We start from the raw sequence: 15,434 nt of genomic DNA on the forward strand, positions 1-15,434 counted from the left end.
AACTCCCTTAACCTCTACCAGTGTGCTTAGTCCATGTTAGGAAGGTTATATTGTGGGAACCGACGAATACCGAATAGAGCAACCAGAGGATGGTAGCCGAGAAAATTCAGAAACATCTGCTGTTTCTGACACCTTTCTAAACCCCAACTATTGGGCCAAGCTCACGCAAACAACTTCGCGAGAAGCCTACGTATCGACATGGCTTGCGCTGCAATGCCAGTTGATCGAAGAGGTACACGCTGGCGTTGTAGTTATGGGCGAGCCAGAAGAAGGGCCATATACGCCAATCGCTCATTGGCCAGAAGATAGCGAAGCTAGTTTTGATATGACAGTCGTGGCCGAGCTCGCTATGAGCGAAAGAAAGGGCTCAGTCAGATCAAGCAAATCATCCCATCATCACACATCTCTTGCTTACCCTTTACTGGTTGATGAACAACTCTGCGGAGTTGTTGCTCTCGAAGTCAGCGAACGAAACCAAAGGCAACTAAGTCTAGTTATGCGTCAGCTTCAATGGGGATGCGCGTGGCTAGAAACACTCGTTAGACAAACTACATTAACATCTAAAACTCGTTTGGCTTTAGCTCTCGAGTTAGTAGCAGTGAGTTTAGAATCAAAGCGCTTCCATGCCGCAGCCACCGCTTTTGTGACTGAACTAACCTCCTGTATGGATTGTGAATGGGTAGGGATAGGCTTTTTAAAAGGCCAACACATCCAATTAAGTGCGTTTTCGCACAGTGCGGAATTTGAAGAAAAAAACAATTTAATGCGCCTAATCGCAAGAGCGATGGATGAAGCACTCGATCAACAAGCATTGTTGGTCTATCCCGCGCCTTCCGATACCGCACCACGGGCACTCAGATCTCATGAAGACCTCGCAAGGCAAGATAGTGTCGGCCATATCTGTACGATTCCGATGGGGAATGCGGGTGACCCGATTGGCGGACTTACATTGGCCAGAGCAAAAGGCCAGAGTTTCACAGAAGATGAGATCGATTTCTGTCGGTATGTTGCGCTGCTCGTCGGCCCTGTATTAGATGCACGCAGAAGAGATGATCGCTGGATTGGCAGTAAGATGTGGGACTCGCTGACTGATACATTGCCGCTTTTTGTGCGTGAAGGACATACCGGTTTAAAACTCGCCCTTATTTCTACAATTTTCCTAGCTGTGTTCCTCAGCATAGCCGATGGGACGTACCGGGTATCTGCCAATGCCAGTCTAGAGGGTTCTATTCAACGCGCGATCACCGCTAAATTTACGGGTTACATTTCTAAATCCGATATCAGGGCAGGCGATATCGTGAATAAAGGGGATCTTCTGTTTGCCATGGAAGATAAAGATCTCAAATTAGAACGCGTTAAATGGAACAATCAAAAACAACAGAGACAGCGTGAATATGTAGAAGCCCTCGCCAATGGCGATCGTGCACAGATGCGCATCCTCCGCGCCCAAAAAGATCAAGCGGATAGTCAGATAGCACTGATTGATACCCAGCTAAATCGAACAGCGGTCACAGCTCCCTTTGATGGTGTAATCGTCAGTGGTGATCTGAGTCAGATGCTAGGTGCGCCTGTTGAGAGAGGACAAGTGTTATTCGAGTTGGCGCCATTGAATAGCTATCGGGTCATTTTAAAGGTTGATGAACGTGAATACTCTCAAGTAGAAGAGGGGCAGTTAGGCTCATTAAAACTAGCAAGTATGCCAAACCAGCTCTTGGATATGGTAATCGTTAAGAAAACCCCCGTAGCTATTGCAGAGGATGGGCGTAACTATTTCCGAGTGGAAGCCTATATAGATGGCGGAATAGAAAGATTAAGACCCGGCATGGAGGGCGTCGGCAAAGTAAATATAGAGCAGCGTAAACTAATCTGGATCTGGACCCACGAGTTTACAGAATGGGTAAGGTTTACAGTTTGGTCTTGGTGGCCGTAGGAGGAGAAGACTATGGCTGACAATCTATACAGTTCAATGTGGTACCGCGTAGCAGAACTGAAACCACATATTCGTAGCCACACTCAAATCAATCGACATGAGTACCGAGGTCAGATTTGGTACATCGTCAAAGAGCCTTCGTCAGGACAGTACCATCGTTTTACTCCAGCAGCCTACCATTTTATTGGTTTAATGGATGGGGAGCGCACTGTAGACCAGATCTGGCACCTAGTAGCTAAACAACTCGGTGACGACGCACCTACACAAGATGAAACGATGCAGTTTCTCAGTCAGCTGCATACCGCCAATGTCCTCCAAACTGACGTAATACCAGACAGCGAAGAGTTATTTAATCGGCACCAACGTCACGAAAAGGTTAAATGGAAGCAAAGACTCATGTCGCCTTTAGCGCTTCGCTTTCCTTTATGGGACCCAGATAACTTTTTAGCCAGAACACTGCTCTTAGCCAAACCTTTGTTTGGTCTTGGCGGTTTATTCATCTGGCTAAGCGTAATTATCGCAGGTGCTGTCCAAGCAGGTATTCATTGGTCAGATCTAACTGAAAATGCTATCGACCAAGCCATTACTTATAACAATCTATTTTTACTTTGGCTGATCTACCCATTAGTTAAGGCCTTACACGAACTGGGGCATGCTTACGCAGTAAAGGTGTGGGGCGGCGAAGTCCATGAGATGGGTATAATGCTGCTGGTTTTAATGCCTATACCTTACGTTGAGGCATCCTCCGCGACTGCATTCCCAGAAAGGCATAAACGCGTCGTGGTCAGTGCCGCAGGTATAATGGTTGAGCTATTTTTAGCGTCTATCGCTATGTTTGTCTGGTTAAACGTTGAAGCTGGAATCGTTAGAGCCATTGCATTCAATGTTATGCTCATAGGCGGTGTTTCGACCCTGTTCTTTAACGGTAATCCATTACTGCGGTTTGATGGCTATTACATCATGTCAGACCTCATAGAAATTCCTAATCTGGCAACCCGTTCTAAAAAATATCTGGCTTACTTAACTCAACGTTACCTTTTTTCAGTTACTGATCAGCACTCACCAGCAGAACGCGGTGAAAAAGGGTGGTTAATCTTCTACGGGGTCGCTTCTTTCGTTTATCGCATGTTTATTATGTTCGTCATTATCCTATTTATAGCGGGCGAACTATTCTTCATCGGTGTGTTATTGGCTATCTGGGCGATAACTACCCAGCTGGTTCTGCCTTTATTCAAGATGCTAGATTTTCTGTTTACTCACTCTCGACTCAAGCATAAACGATCCAAAGCTATTACTTATTCAGCTGTCGGGCTAGCCAGTTTGTTTATCATGCTATTTGTTATTCCAGCACCTTCTAAAACCCTTGCAGAGGGTGTTATCTGGCTACCGGAAAAGTCCCATGTCCGAATGCAAGTGGATGGTTTTGTTGAAGAACTTTTGGTTCACCAAAATACGATAGTCCAAGAGGGACAGCCCTTAATTCAATCTCATGATCCTTTTCTTGAAGCTCAATCGGCGCTTCTTAAAGCACAAAGAAGGGAGTTAGAAGCACGTTTAGTACAGTTACAGTTTTCCTATCGCTCTCAAGCGCTAGTTATTAGGAAAGAGATTGAAAGCCTTGAGGCAGAGCAAACCAGAATTGCAGAACAACTTGAGTCCCTCACCGTATACAGTGGCGCGGCAGGTTTATTTATTGTTCCTTCTGCGATCGACTTGCCCGGACGATTTATGAACCGTGGCGATATTATTGGTTACGTACTCGAACCTACTACCACACGCATCCGCACTGTTGTCAGTCAGAATCAAATCGGACTAGTAAGGAATAGAACTGAAAAAGTAGATGCATGGATTGAGAGTGCAGACAAACTTCCGCAAGAAGCACAGATAGAGAGAGAGGTACCAGGAGGAATTTTCAAATTACCTTCTAAAGCGTTAGGTAGCACTGGTGGAGGTAAGTTTCCTGTCGATCTCAGTGACCCAGATGGTTTAACTACACTGGAACGGTTATTCCAATTTGATCTGCTTCTCCCAGATATTGAAGAGATAGGAAATATAGGAGGTCGTGTGAATGTGCGATTTGATCACGGTTACGAGCCATTGGCTTTTCAATGGTATAGACAACTCAAACAGTTGCTGTTGAGTCGTTTTGAAATCTAGTGCCTCTCTACGTCCTGGCGTGATTCTGGGACATTACCCACAAAAGGTTACCTGCCAAAACAGCAGGCTAGACCGTATTGCTTCGCAAATAGAAGGGAGCTTGCGCCAGCTTGTTCCTGAGTTAAAAGAGAAACGCTTCGATAGTTTTATCACGCAAGTAAACTGTCATTCAGATCCATTAACGGCAATGAGCGATGATCATCTAGCAAATGTATGTAGAGAGCTAAAGGAATCTCTAAGCGTAGGCGGGCTGACTGATGATTCAATAGCTCACTGCTTTGCCCTTATTCGTGAGGTTTCTGAACGAACCTTAGGACTTCGGCATTTCAATACCCAGCTCATGGGTGGCTGGGCCATGATCAAAGGCAAGATAGCCGAAATGCAGACCGGTGAAGGTAAAACATTAACAGCAACACTGCCTGCGTGCACAGCGGCCCTGAGTGGAATTCCAGTACATATCATTACGGTTAATGATTATTTAGCGCAAAGGGATTCTGATTGGATGAGACCCATTTATAACGCCCTAGGCCTAAGCGTTGGTTTGATTAGTGAAGGAATGACACCAGAGCAACGCCGTGCTGCTTATTTGTGTGATGTCACTTACTGCACGAATAAACAATTAGTATTCGATTATCTAAAGGATCGAATAGTGATGGGCCATAACAGCGGCCGCCTCAGGTATGAATTGGATGATCTCTGCAACGATGGTAAACAGCAGGGTAATGTTCTGCTAAGGGGGTTATGTTTCGCCATTGTAGATGAAGCCGATTCCGTCTTAATCGATGAAGCCAAAACCCCCCTAATTATTTCGAAACAAACCGATAATCACAAAGAGTCACAGATCTACGAGCAAGCATTGGAAATGGCAGCCGAACTGGAGCCTACGGAAGACTTTAAACTCATAGATCAAGAACGGGCCATTGAGCTTACCAAGAACGGAAAAGCCAAACTTGATAGCTTTGGCGATACCTTAGGTGGCTTATGGAGAGGTAAAAAAAGACGTGAAAATTTAGTTAGGCAAGCACTGAGCGCTTTAAATTACTTTATCAAAGACACTCATTATCTGGTGAAAGACGGCAAAGTTCTGATTATTGATGAATATACAGGTCGTGTAATGCCTGATCGTTCATGGGAACAAGGGCTTCATCAACTGATTGAAGCCAAAGAAGGCTGCCCCATAACATCACAACCAGAGACATTGGCACGCATAAGCTACCAACGCTTTTTTAGACGCTACCTGCACTTAGCGGGTATGACCGGCACTGCAAAAGAGATCACCGGTGAGTTATGGGCTGTGTACGGCTTGGGCACTATGGTCATTCCATCAAATAAGCCACAGATCAGAAAAAACATGGGCTGGCGAGTGTACGTAAATAATGATCTTAAAAATAACGCCATATTAACTCAAATTCATCAGATGAGAACTGAGGGTAGACCTGTTTTGGTAGGCACACGATCTGTAGCAGCATCTGAAAATCTTAGTGAGTTATTACAAGAGCTAGAGATACCGCACAAAGTCCTGAACGCACGGCAGGACCTGAATGAAGCAGAAATCATCGCCCAGGCAGGCTTGAAAGGTCGTGTAACCGTTGCAACCAATATGGCAGGTCGTGGTACAGATATCCATTTAGAAGAAGGCGTAATAGATTTAGGCGGCCTGCATGTCATTGCAACAGAACAACATGAGGCCAGTCGAATTGACCGACAGTTATTTGGGCGTGCTGCCAGACAAGGCGATCCAGGAAGCTACGAATATATCCTGTCGTTAGAAGATGAGATTGTGACTAAATTCAGCCCTAAATGGATCTGGAATCTACACTCACATACAGGATCCCCTAAAAGCTACTTTAGAAAAATAAGCGTCTTAATTTCACAAAAGATCGCTGAGTATAAACACGCGCAAGTTAGAAAAGAGCTTCTACGAATCGATGAACATTTAGGGAATATGTTGTCATATTCCGGCCAACAGGAATAAGGATAATTTATGAAAAGCCTCTTGCTCCACTTGGGAATACTCTTGGCTATAAGCCAAATACCGAGTTCATATGCAGATGATAAATTGGAAGGCTTCGATTGCCTCATTAAGCCTCATTCATTAGCCGATGTGAGTACTAGGGAGCAGGGTGTAGTTGAAGCGCTATTAGTTGATCGGGGTGATCTAATCACTATGGGTCAAGAGATCGCCAAACTAGACGCAGATATTGAAGAGGTAACAGTTAAACTAGCAAAAACCAGAGCAAGCATTACTGCCGAAGTATCTGAAAGGAGAGCAGATCTAAACTTCGCTAGTAGAGAACTCTCAAGAATCAAAGAGCTACATAAAAAGAGAGCAATTTCAGCTCAATTATTGGATGAAGCGCGAACTAATTATTCAAAAGCTAACTTACAACTTAAGCAAGCTATAAACAGACAGGCTATAGCAGAGATTGAACTTGAAAGGGCTCAAAAATTTTATGACAGAAGAATTATTAGAAGCCCATTGAATGGGATCGTCGTGGACAGAAAGATCTCTTTAGGGGAATCAGTAGATAACCGTCCTATTCTACAGGTTGCTGAAGTTGACCCTCTGAATGTTGAACTGATCGTCCCAGTCGACTTTTACGGGAAAATCACTGTAGGAATGGAAGCCACGGTTCTTCCAGAATATCCAGGCGCAAAAGCTCACCCTGCAGAAGTGGTCGTGGTAGATAAGATCGTAGATCCTGCCAGCGATACTTTTGGGGTGCGCTTAGAACTATCAAACCCAGAACTAACTATTCCGAGCGGAGTGAGATGCAACATCACATTCAATCCAAACGAAACCGAGGCTATCTCCGCTATTGATACATCGGAATAGAGCTGTTTTAGCTGAGTTTTAAGAATATTTGTAAGGGAACATAAGCACAAAGAATAACCAATAATTAAAAGGAAATAACCTGACTAAAGGCTATCTTTGGCTATAGTTATCGAGGGCCATAAAAAACGATAATGACCAGATGTTCCCTACGGCATAAAAATAGACGTTTCTAACGTTAAAACTCACTATTGCCGTTTGTGATGATTATTAATGGCCCGTTACCATTCACAAATGAATATCACGGAGGGAATGTCGTGAGTAAGCAATTGTTGTTCTATACAAATGCAGTGCCTGTATCCAGTACCAAACACCGCGATTGGTCTGTCAAAATTGGTAAAAATTACGAATACGCCAAACTAACTAACTCTGTTCCCCTAATGGCTGTGGAATTTCCAAATGCAGCTCAGGAATACCCTATCGTTTTCGCTCAAGCTGGCGCAGATGTACTTCCTGTAGCCATATTAGGTGTATCAGATGAACGAAATATGTTTGTTGATGATGAAGGGAACTGGAAAGCTAAGTATATCCCTGCCTTCGTACGTCGCTACCCATTTGTGTTTTCCACCACAGATGACGGCGGAACGTTGATGCTATGTATCGATGAAAGCTTTACTGGCTTTAATCAGGAAGGAATTGGCGAACGATTATTCGATGCTGAAGGGCAAAGAACACAATACCTAAACGGTGTTTTATCATTTGTCGAAGAATACCAAGCACACTTTAAGCGTACTCAAACCTTTGCTAATAAACTTAAAGAGTTAGATCTATTTGAACCGATGCAGGCCAAAGTCGCATTGGATACCGGCCAACAGATGTCTTTAACAGGCTTTTTAGGTATTAACCGTGCGAAATTAAACGCACTACCTGGTGATACGCTATCTGAGTTGGCGCAAAGTGGCGAGCTGGAGATGATCTACATCCATCTCCAATCTATGAAAAACTTCTCACTTATGATTGATCTTGCCAAGAGCTCAGACAGCGACGAACTACAAACACCCGTGCCACCTTTAGATGCAAATGAACCCAATGAAGGGGAAGCGTTAAATTAGTACATTCCATTTTAAAACACTCTAGTCAATAGATACTCCTCAGAACTGAGGGCTGGAATTTAAAGGGCTTTAAAGCTTTCTTTCCACCCTCGGTTTTACCTTCATTTCATGTAAAAAGGACAGCTACCGATTAGAAACGCTGTTCGACTCCAAATTCCCTAAATACAGTTTTGCATCTCGAATATCCAGAGCATGGTTGTTATACCTGAACTATTGAATGCCTTTAAGGTCAAAGCGTTACCAACGGATAGGGATAAAAAGGGTGTACTTAACTGGAATCATTCTTTCCTTGAAACGGATGAAAGAGCGGAGATCTGAGTTTCTGATCTTTCTCGATTAAGGTGACCGTCGATTAGGCGGTCGCTGTGAAATTGCGCGGTAAGTAGAGGTAAAGATGGCAAAGAAAAGAAAGTCAGGAAAAACGTCAACGCAAAAGAAAATGAATCCAGTTAAGCGAAAACTAAATTGGAAGCGAGTTATACGCCGTGGTCTATTCGTATCGACAATAATTGGAATTTTAGCCATCGCGATTACTGTTTTTAGTCAGCAGAAGCAGCTGGAGTATGACCTGTCGGTTATCGGTAATGGTAAGCCAACGGTGGTGCAGATCCATGACCCTAACTGCTCGTTATGCCGCCAGTTAAAGAATAATGTCCATAGCGTTCTTCCTGATTTTGCCTCAACTGTGCAGTTTAAGACGGCAAATATCGCATCAAAGAAAGGCCGGGAATTTGCACTGCAGCATAATGTACCCCATGTCAGCCTGCTGTTCTTCAGCAGAAGCGGTAAAAGAGTACACTTTGAACAAGGGGTCGCATCGCCCGAACGTATACGAGATCTATTACAAGGTTTGGCTAAAGGAAAGAATATTTCCCGCATCAGGTAGCGCTTTGGGGCTACTGGATAACGACGATACTCATGAGCTTCCGAACTGGGGAATCTTTTGAAGTGATGCCGATAGGTTCTTCTCAATGCATAACCATCCATTGGTTCTGCTGATTGAGTACGACTTCCCTTATGATACGGTTATGAACATCGTGAAAGGGAATCAAAATTATCCAATCTCAGCCATTTCGAATGGCTTTATGTCGTCTCACTGATAGCAAATGATCAAAAGGCTAAAAAGGCAGTGGAGGGCGTAGATTTCGAATCAGGCGATTCTGCCCAGAAGCTATCAGACACCTCAAGAAATGCTTAATACTGCGTATGAGAGCATACGCCAGTCCATTTATGACCAAATCATAGATGCTGTGGGTGGTATAGACGGAATCATTAAAGAAGACGTCCTTGCCTTAGGGAAGATTCATATCCAGGTAAAACGCTATGCCAGAAGCAAACACCGTAGGACGTAAAGAGGTTCAGAAGTTTGTAGGTGCACTAGCAGCTGCCCAATCCAACAAGGAAGTCTTCATGACAACATCCTCATACAACTCAGGTGCAATTGCTAATGCTGATGGTTTAATGGGTCTACCAATTTGGTTTTGATCAATGGTGAGCAATTGGCCAAGTACATTTATGACTACAGCCTAGGAAAGCAAACAAAGCAGCATATCGAAATCAAAGAGATGGATTCTGACTTCTGAGACGGAATGCAGAACGATTCATAAGAATCCCTATGAAGGATGATATAGAACAGCGTGCGCTACGTTGATCTTTTCGACACTTTACCCACAAAACTAAAATTAGCAACGCTCTCCGCACGATAATTTTAACTCCGCATATAAGGTTATATGCTCAATATGTATCTACACAAAGTAGGCGATAGCCATAGTTACATATACAAACACTTTATTTAACATAATATATATTATGCGAAATAGGATATTCAAAGATAACAACACCTATAAGCCTTGCAAGCACTTGCTTATGAATTAATAAATACAGCTTTTAATGCCTGAAACATAATAGAAATCTAACGACATATAGCCCTAATAGGAACACCTTAAGCCCAGCCATTTGCAGTGATTAGCACCCAGCCCCGGCTAGAGAAAAAACACCCTAAACAAACACTAAAGCAGAAATACAAAATGAAAATAAGAAAAGAAAATTACGAATGCGTAACAGGCGTTTCTGCTGATTGGTAGCTACACAATAGCGCTGGATGAAGATTTATGAGCTCGCCAGTCACATCAGACTCGACGATTAATACAGATGGCTCTGGCGCCATACAGTGCATTTTAGCCAGAACTTCATAAGGCTGGTACTTATGGAGTTTACAGCTATTGGATTCGTATAGATCAGCATCAAGCATTACGCTATCGCCTACAGAAATTTCATTCCAAAGAAACTCGGTTTCTAAGTGTAACTCTGTAAAGTCCAGTACGCTCATATCGGCAACCTCTTTTAAGAGAGTTACCTTAAGCTTGGACGATGTTATGACGAATTGCGAGGTGAACTAACTCAGAATTGTTGCTAATTTTTAATTTTCTGAAGATGTTTGTGCGGTGAGCATGAATGGTTTTAGGGCTCAAAAACATCTCTTCAGCGACTATAGCTACCGTCCGACCCTCAGCCAGCAACGAAAATATCTGCAACTCGCGTTTCGTAAGACTGCCTAAAGATGATTCACCAGAAGAGTCTCCATTGATTCGTGAGCGTATCTCTTCGGTAATGTACTCCTCACCCTTATAAATCGCCTTAACAGCCTCTAAAAGCTCATCAGGAGCGCACCTTTTAGTCAAAAAGCCTTTAGCCCCTGCATTAACAACGTGAGCCGGAAAAGGATCCGTCTCCATTGCCGTCAATACAAGCACCTTGGCTTTTGGGTCTCGCGATATAATACGCCGAATAGCCTCGAGACCACCGTTGAGGTTATTAGCTGTAGCATCCTCAGGATTTGAATCTGCTGGCATATTGAGGTCCATAATGACCACATCAGGCTCGTGCTGCGTGTACATTTCGCACGCTGATTGTCCATTATCTGCCTCCCCAACAATTTCAATGCTTTCATCAGATATCAGTAGGCGCTGAAATCCAGCCCTAACTAGAGGGTGATCATCTACAAGCAAAATTTTAATTGGGGTCGACATGTTCGCTTCCTAATAATAAGGCTGCCAATAGATAATTCAGCTTAATTCTTCAGCCTAATCATCTGATTTGTATGAATTTATTATTCTATATATCGCTTGAAGGCGCTATTGCATCAGCACCTTTATATACATCAAAACTTTCAATATCCATAGCTCCAGCATTCGATATTTCTTCAACTGGAATATGGGCAGGCAGAGCAACTAGCTCATCACTATAACCTACAAGCTGTACGCCTTCTTTCTTGCAATGCCTAAGGACCTTTTCTAGCGCCTTAACAACTGCCACTTGCCGGCCATTAAGTTGTTCGCGTGCTATTCTTGGATCTTTGGGCTTACTTGTTACCTGCTTAATAGCATAGCCATCATCATCAAGAAGCTGGATTGTTACATTCTTTAGCTTTACTTTAAGAAGAAGAGCTTTAGCTTGCTTGAAGTCTTGCTCACTATTACAGCACACAGCATCATCAAGTCCACACTGATGCAAAGCATCAATAATTTCTTGATCTTGTGCCAATTCTGTTAAAACTATATCCATTTCAGATTGTTACCTATAAATAGATAGAAATTAGTTCGCCAGTAGTGAGCGTTATTTTATTAGAGATATAGCCGCCAAGCTATGAATCAATTTCGCACAAAGCTTAGTGAAGATTAACATCGTTAATAATATATAGCATCACTACTTTAGGATTTTAAGAACCCGATAGTCGTTGCTTTAATTTTATGACCTCTAGCTGCAACTCGGCCTTCTCGCTAGCAAGAGTATCAACAGCCCTATTCAGCCTTTTATTCTCTTCCTGAAGCGTACGATTCTCGACTTGGACCTCAATGTATTGATCAATATTAGAACTTCCCTCAGACATTATCTCTGCCTGCTTCAACTCCCTAGTTAGTCTAGATATCTCCGACTGACTCTCGATAAGCTGCGTTTCGCACTCCGCAATCTTCAGAAGACCCTCGCCCTTCTCATTAGAAAGCCTTTCATTATCTTGTAATAAGCGAAGACATTGCGCTCTTAGCTCCTTTAGCTCTCCATGATCAACAGAAGAAGCCTTAGATAACTGCCTCGATCTTTCAGCAAATTCGCTTTCTAAAGCACTTCTCTGCGCATCAAGCTCCTTATTCGCATAAGCAAGCGCCTGCAGCCAAAGCTTATGAGCACTATTAGCAACTGGTTCCGGAAGGTTCGGTGTTCGCCCGACCTCATCAAGCCGCAGCCCAAGCTCAGACCACCAAATGTTTAAGGCTTTGTTGATGGTTGTAATTGAACCTGTACCAATACGATCCCTGATATTTTGCTGCGTCGGCTTTACACCTTCACGCAAAAGCTTATCAGCAGCCTCTTTAACCAAATCTTGCGTATTGTGTTTCATATAATATTCAATATGTATTAAATAATACGTATTATTATAACCCTATATAACCTTCTTTCAATTTTTATATTGCCGTAAATGCCAGATGAGCTACGCTGAAAGTAACCCTAACTGCATGATAAGGAAGTACTATGAAGGCAAAAATAGCGATCAACGGTTATGGAAGAATAGGCAGAAACATCCTACGCGCCTTTTATGAATCTCACCTAGGTAAAAATTTGCAGATAATCGCCATCAACGATCTTTGCGACCCTCAGGTAAATGCACATCTAACTCAATATGACAGCATACACGGTCGTTTCAGATACGATGTTCTTGCCGAGAACGACTCCTTAATCGTCAATGGAGATACCATAAAGGTCTTCAGAGAAAAAGACATCAGCGCCCTACCCTGGGACCAACTTGATATAGATATTGTATTTGAATGCACAGGACTATTTACCGACAGAGCATCAGCATCTGAGCACATAAAGGCCGGCGCCAAAAAAGTCTTAATATCAGCACCATCCAAAAATGCAGATGCCTGCATCGTTTATGGCGTCAACCAAGACTCAATTCAGCCCAACCACACAATAATCTCTAATGCATCATGCACAACAAACTGCCTTGCACCGCTAGCAAAGATCATCAACCACCACTTCGGCATCGAATCAGGCTTAATGACAACCATACACGCCTACACCAACGACCAGCATTTAATGGATGCTTTTAGCGGCGACTTGTATAGAGCAAGATCAGCTGCCAGCTCCATGATTCCAACCAAGACTGGCGCTGCCACTGCTGTAGGACTCGTTTTACCCGAACTAGAAGGAAAGCTCTCAGGCATAGCTGTGCGAGTCCCAACTTCAAATGTATCTTTAGTAGACCTAAGCGCAACTCTAAAAAACCACTGCACAGCAAGCGAGCTAAACAACTTAATCCGAACAGAATCAAACCAAAGCTACAAAGGAATTGTTGCCTATAATGATAAGCCCCTCGTCTCTATTGATTTCAATCACCGTCCCGAATCTTGCATTTTCGACGCAACGCAAACCATGACCCATCAAAATACGATCAAAATTTTTGCCTGGTATGACAATGAATGGGGGTTTTCAAACAGAATGCTCGATACCGCCCAACTTATGCACAAAATCTCCAACTAAAAGCCCATAAACAACAAAGCCCCTCACACGGAGTGAAGGGCTTTATTTTTCCAGCTAATACAACTTAGTAGATTATTACTTGAGATAATTTATCTGAGAGAGATACAAATCCTGAGAGCTACAACCTTGAGGGTTGCTTATCTTAGCCTGCAACGCTGCTTTTATACTGTCAGGAACCTTACTCACCTCTGTAGCTGTAACAGCCTGATAATGCTCCTGAACTAGATAGGTTGGCGAATAACGCGATACCTGAATATAGGTTATCCCTCTCTCAGTAATTGATGCGTAACTAATTCTAGAAAAGCGGTTTTTATTGATATCACCAGCGATAAATCCACTATCACAAGCAACAGAAAGGCTCTTACCCGCCGCTGTTGATTCAAACACATCAGTAGGATCAGCCCCCGCCAACACAGCCTCTACTTTTTGGGCGTCACTCAGAGAGCTCTTCGAAGTATTGCTTGTTGCTACAGGTGAACTCGGTGATTGAGCAAGATAATCCATATCAAGCGCCTTGATTGCTTGATATCCAATCACCCCAGCTACAGCGAGTATAAATATGCCTTTTGGAAGATCTGTCATAATATCTCTGAACTCCCTTTCCTGCGCGTTGTTTATATCCCTCGACATCGTTTAATTATAGCAACGACTGCCTTATTGATTGCCCAATGCTCTTAAGCAAAAACAACAAACCTTATCTTTAACAAGGTTATTCACTTAACATCAGCAATAATAGACCCATATTTAAACAATTCAAGATAACTAAAGCCCATAATTGAGGAGACTATAACAATGATTTCAAACAGAACTAAAAAGACCATATAAATCACACAGATAGAATGCAGCCCTAGCAACATGAAAAATGAACAAGTTTAGGCAGCATGACGACATGACACTATGAAATAAGGTCAAAGTAAATGCCGACAGGTATGCAACAAGAGCGATAAAAACAGGAGAGACAGAACCTAGGGAATGTAAAAAGCAGAAAGAGGATCTAGAGATTTATTACCACAAGTGGTGCCCGGGACCGGACTCGAACCGGTACACTCTTGCGAGCGGGAGATTTTAAGTCTCCTGTGTCTACCAATTTCACCACCCGGGCAAGGATGGAGGCGCGGGTCGGAATCGAACCGGCGTACACGGAGTTGCAGTCCGCTGCATGACCACTCTGCCACCGCGCCTCAATATTGTTACTTTAGAATTTGGAGCGGGAAACGAGGTTCGAACTCGCGACCCCAACCTTGGCAAGGTTGTGCTCTACCACTGAGCTATTCCCGCTCTGCTGTAACAATGTGGTGCGTATTATAGAGAGCCCCGATTATAAGTCAACACATATTTTATAAAAAAATCTGCTTAATTATTAACCACTTACATCTGTTCAGATAAAGCAGGCCAAGAAGCTCTAAGGTACTGATACATAGACCATAAAGTTAAAGCTGCTGCTAGATACAGTGCAACAATCCCTGCTATCGATATTGTCGTGTAGGGCTCTGTAACAATCATGAGCATAATCGCCAACATCTGTAGTGCTGTTTTTACCTTCCCGATATAAGAGACAGCCACACTCGCTCTCTGTCCTACTTCAGCCATCCACTCACGTAGAGCTGATATCACAATCTCTCTACCGATAATTACGATCGCCGGAATTGTGATCCACCATGACGCATAGCTTTCAACTAATAGAGCCAGAGAAATAGCTACCATTAACTTATCCGCAACAGGATCCAAGAACGCGCCAAAGGGAGAGGTTTGATTCAACTTCCTCGCTAAATAACCATCTAACCAATCAGTAAAGCCAGCAACAGCAAATACCACACCTGTAGCAATAGGCGCCCAGCTATAAGGCAAATAGAAGATCAGCACAAAGACAGGAATTAAAACAATACGTAACGATGTAAGTATATTGGGTATATTCATCTGG

15 protein-coding genes and 3 tRNA genes are annotated in these 15,434 nt (G+C 43.2%); 9 read left to right on the plus strand and 9 right to left on the minus strand.

What is annotated here, in order from left to right; genetic code table 11:
- The first annotated feature begins 52 nt into the window (after positions 1 to 52).
- The 8 genes from ACMXYS_RS08185 (at position 53) to ACMXYS_RS08220 (ending at position 9,457) form a co-directional block, all read left to right on the plus strand.
- Positions 53 to 1,930, plus strand: coding sequence for an efflux RND transporter periplasmic adaptor subunit (locus ACMXYS_RS08185; RefSeq protein WP_415898210.1), 1,878 nt, complete (start codon positions 53 to 55; stop codon positions 1,928 to 1,930).
- A 12-nt stretch (positions 1,931 to 1,942) separates the two neighbouring features.
- Entirely contained in the window at positions 1,943 to 4,087 is a 2,145-nt protein-coding gene (locus tag ACMXYS_RS08190) for a hypothetical protein (RefSeq protein ID WP_415898211.1), read from the plus strand.
- Complete coding sequence (locus ACMXYS_RS08195; RefSeq protein ID WP_415898212.1) at positions 4,077 to 6,062, plus strand: preprotein translocase subunit SecA; 1,986 nt, start codon at positions 4,077 to 4,079, stop codon at positions 6,060 to 6,062. Before ACMXYS_RS08190 ends, ACMXYS_RS08195 begins: the two co-directional genes overlap by 11 nt.
- Positions 6,063 to 6,071: 9 nt before the next feature.
- Positions 6,072 to 6,923 (plus strand): efflux RND transporter periplasmic adaptor subunit, encoded by an 852-nt coding sequence (locus tag ACMXYS_RS08200; RefSeq protein WP_415898213.1) that lies wholly within the window; start codon positions 6,072 to 6,074, stop codon positions 6,921 to 6,923.
- Between the two features lie 254 nt (positions 6,924 to 7,177).
- Positions 7,178 to 7,972 (plus strand): SapC family protein, encoded by a 795-nt coding sequence (locus ACMXYS_RS08205; protein ID WP_415898214.1) that lies wholly within the window; start codon positions 7,178 to 7,180, stop codon positions 7,970 to 7,972.
- 394 nt (positions 7,973 to 8,366) lie between these two features.
- Positions 8,367 to 8,858, plus strand: a complete 492-nt coding sequence (locus ACMXYS_RS08210; protein WP_415898215.1) for a thioredoxin domain-containing protein — start codon at positions 8,367 to 8,369, stop codon at positions 8,856 to 8,858.
- Between the two features lie 85 nt (positions 8,859 to 8,943).
- Complete coding sequence (locus ACMXYS_RS08215) at positions 8,944 to 9,072, plus strand: hypothetical protein (protein WP_415898216.1); 129 nt, start codon at positions 8,944 to 8,946, stop codon at positions 9,070 to 9,072.
- A 223-nt stretch (positions 9,073 to 9,295) separates the two neighbouring features.
- The gene (locus ACMXYS_RS08220) at positions 9,296 to 9,457 is read left to right on the plus strand and encodes a restriction endonuclease (protein ID WP_415898217.1); all 162 of its coding nucleotides are present in this window, start codon (positions 9,296 to 9,298) and stop codon (positions 9,455 to 9,457) included.
- 562 nt (positions 9,458 to 10,019) lie between these two features.
- On the opposite strand, the gene ACMXYS_RS08225 is transcribed toward ACMXYS_RS08220, so the two are convergent.
- The 4 genes from ACMXYS_RS08225 to ACMXYS_RS08240 form a co-directional block, all read right to left on the minus strand.
- A complete protein-coding gene (locus ACMXYS_RS08225; RefSeq protein WP_415884623.1) occupies positions 10,020 to 10,301 on the minus strand; it encodes a hypothetical protein in 282 nt (93 codons plus the stop codon).
- 28 nt (positions 10,302 to 10,329) lie between these two features.
- Positions 10,330 to 11,001 (minus strand): response regulator, encoded by a 672-nt coding sequence (locus ACMXYS_RS08230; RefSeq protein WP_415898218.1) that lies wholly within the window; start codon positions 10,999 to 11,001, stop codon positions 10,330 to 10,332.
- 85 nt (positions 11,002 to 11,086) lie between these two features.
- Complete coding sequence (locus ACMXYS_RS08235; RefSeq protein ID WP_415884621.1) at positions 11,087 to 11,536, minus strand: response regulator; 450 nt, start codon at positions 11,534 to 11,536, stop codon at positions 11,087 to 11,089.
- 154 nt (positions 11,537 to 11,690) lie between these two features.
- Positions 11,691 to 12,371: a DNA-binding protein gene (locus tag ACMXYS_RS08240; RefSeq protein ID WP_415898219.1), complete on the minus strand. Its 681-nt coding sequence runs from the start codon at positions 12,369 to 12,371 to the stop codon at positions 11,691 to 11,693.
- A 131-nt stretch (positions 12,372 to 12,502) separates the two neighbouring features.
- On the opposite strand from ACMXYS_RS08240, the gene gap reads away from it, so the two are divergent.
- Positions 12,503 to 13,513: a type I glyceraldehyde-3-phosphate dehydrogenase gene (gap, locus tag ACMXYS_RS08245; protein WP_415898220.1), complete on the plus strand. Its 1,011-nt coding sequence runs from the start codon at positions 12,503 to 12,505 to the stop codon at positions 13,511 to 13,513.
- A gap of 75 nt (positions 13,514 to 13,588) precedes the next feature.
- Here the strand turns inward: gap and ACMXYS_RS08250 are convergent, their stop codons facing one another.
- The 5 genes from ACMXYS_RS08250 to pgsA all read right to left on the minus strand — a co-directional run bounded on the left by ACMXYS_RS08250 (position 13,589) and on the right by pgsA (position 15,430).
- A complete protein-coding gene (locus ACMXYS_RS08250; protein WP_415898221.1) occupies positions 13,589 to 14,095 on the minus strand; it encodes a hypothetical protein in 507 nt (168 codons plus the stop codon).
- A 433-nt stretch (positions 14,096 to 14,528) separates the two neighbouring features.
- A tRNA-Leu gene (locus ACMXYS_RS08255) sits at positions 14,529 to 14,615 on the minus strand.
- 5 nt (positions 14,616 to 14,620) lie between these two features.
- Positions 14,621 to 14,694 (minus strand) — tRNA-Cys (locus ACMXYS_RS08260).
- Positions 14,695 to 14,716: 22 nt separating this feature from the next.
- Positions 14,717 to 14,791, minus strand: a tRNA-Gly gene (locus tag ACMXYS_RS08265).
- Between the two features lie 90 nt (positions 14,792 to 14,881).
- Positions 14,882 to 15,430 carry a CDP-diacylglycerol--glycerol-3-phosphate 3-phosphatidyltransferase gene (pgsA, locus tag ACMXYS_RS08270; protein ID WP_415884617.1) on the minus strand — a complete coding sequence of 183 codons (549 nt, stop codon included), beginning with the start codon at positions 15,428 to 15,430 and terminating at the stop codon, positions 14,882 to 14,884.
- Between the last annotated feature and the right edge of the window lie 4 nt (positions 15,431 to 15,434).

It is taken from the genome of Neptuniibacter sp. QD57_21, from assembly GCF_047778075.1.
In the GTDB taxonomy this organism is placed as follows: domain Bacteria; phylum Pseudomonadota; class Gammaproteobacteria; order Pseudomonadales; family Balneatricaceae; genus Neptuniibacter.

Coding starts and splice junctions, on each gene's coding strand:
- ACMXYS_RS08190 (WP_415898211.1), top strand. CDS start 1,943: ATGGCTGACAATCTATACAGTTCAATGTGGTACCGCGTAGCAGAACTG.
- ACMXYS_RS08215 (WP_415898216.1), top strand. CDS start 8,944: ATGCATAACCATCCATTGGTTCTGCTGATTGAGTACGACTTCCCTTAT.
- ACMXYS_RS08235 (WP_415884621.1), bottom strand. CDS start 11,536: ATGGATATAGTTTTAACAGAATTGGCACAAGATCAAGAAATTATTGAT.
- pgsA (WP_415884617.1), bottom strand. CDS start 15,430: ATGAATATACCCAATATACTTACATCGTTACGTATTGTTTTAATTCCT.
- ACMXYS_RS08225 (WP_415884623.1), bottom strand. CDS start 10,301: ATGAGCGTACTGGACTTTACAGAGTTACACTTAGAAACCGAGTTTCTT.
- ACMXYS_RS08250 (WP_415898221.1), bottom strand. CDS start 14,095: ATGACAGATCTTCCAAAAGGCATATTTATACTCGCTGTAGCTGGGGTG.
- ACMXYS_RS08200 (WP_415898213.1), top strand. CDS start 6,072: ATGAAAAGCCTCTTGCTCCACTTGGGAATACTCTTGGCTATAAGCCAA.
- ACMXYS_RS08210 (WP_415898215.1), top strand. CDS start 8,367: ATGGCAAAGAAAAGAAAGTCAGGAAAAACGTCAACGCAAAAGAAAATG.
- gap (WP_415898220.1), top strand. CDS start 12,503: ATGAAGGCAAAAATAGCGATCAACGGTTATGGAAGAATAGGCAGAAAC.
- ACMXYS_RS08240 (WP_415898219.1), bottom strand. CDS start 12,371: ATGAAACACAATACGCAAGATTTGGTTAAAGAGGCTGCTGATAAGCTT.
- ACMXYS_RS08220 (WP_415898217.1), top strand. CDS start 9,296: ATGCCAGAAGCAAACACCGTAGGACGTAAAGAGGTTCAGAAGTTTGTA.
- ACMXYS_RS08230 (WP_415898218.1), bottom strand. CDS start 11,001: ATGTCGACCCCAATTAAAATTTTGCTTGTAGATGATCACCCTCTAGTT.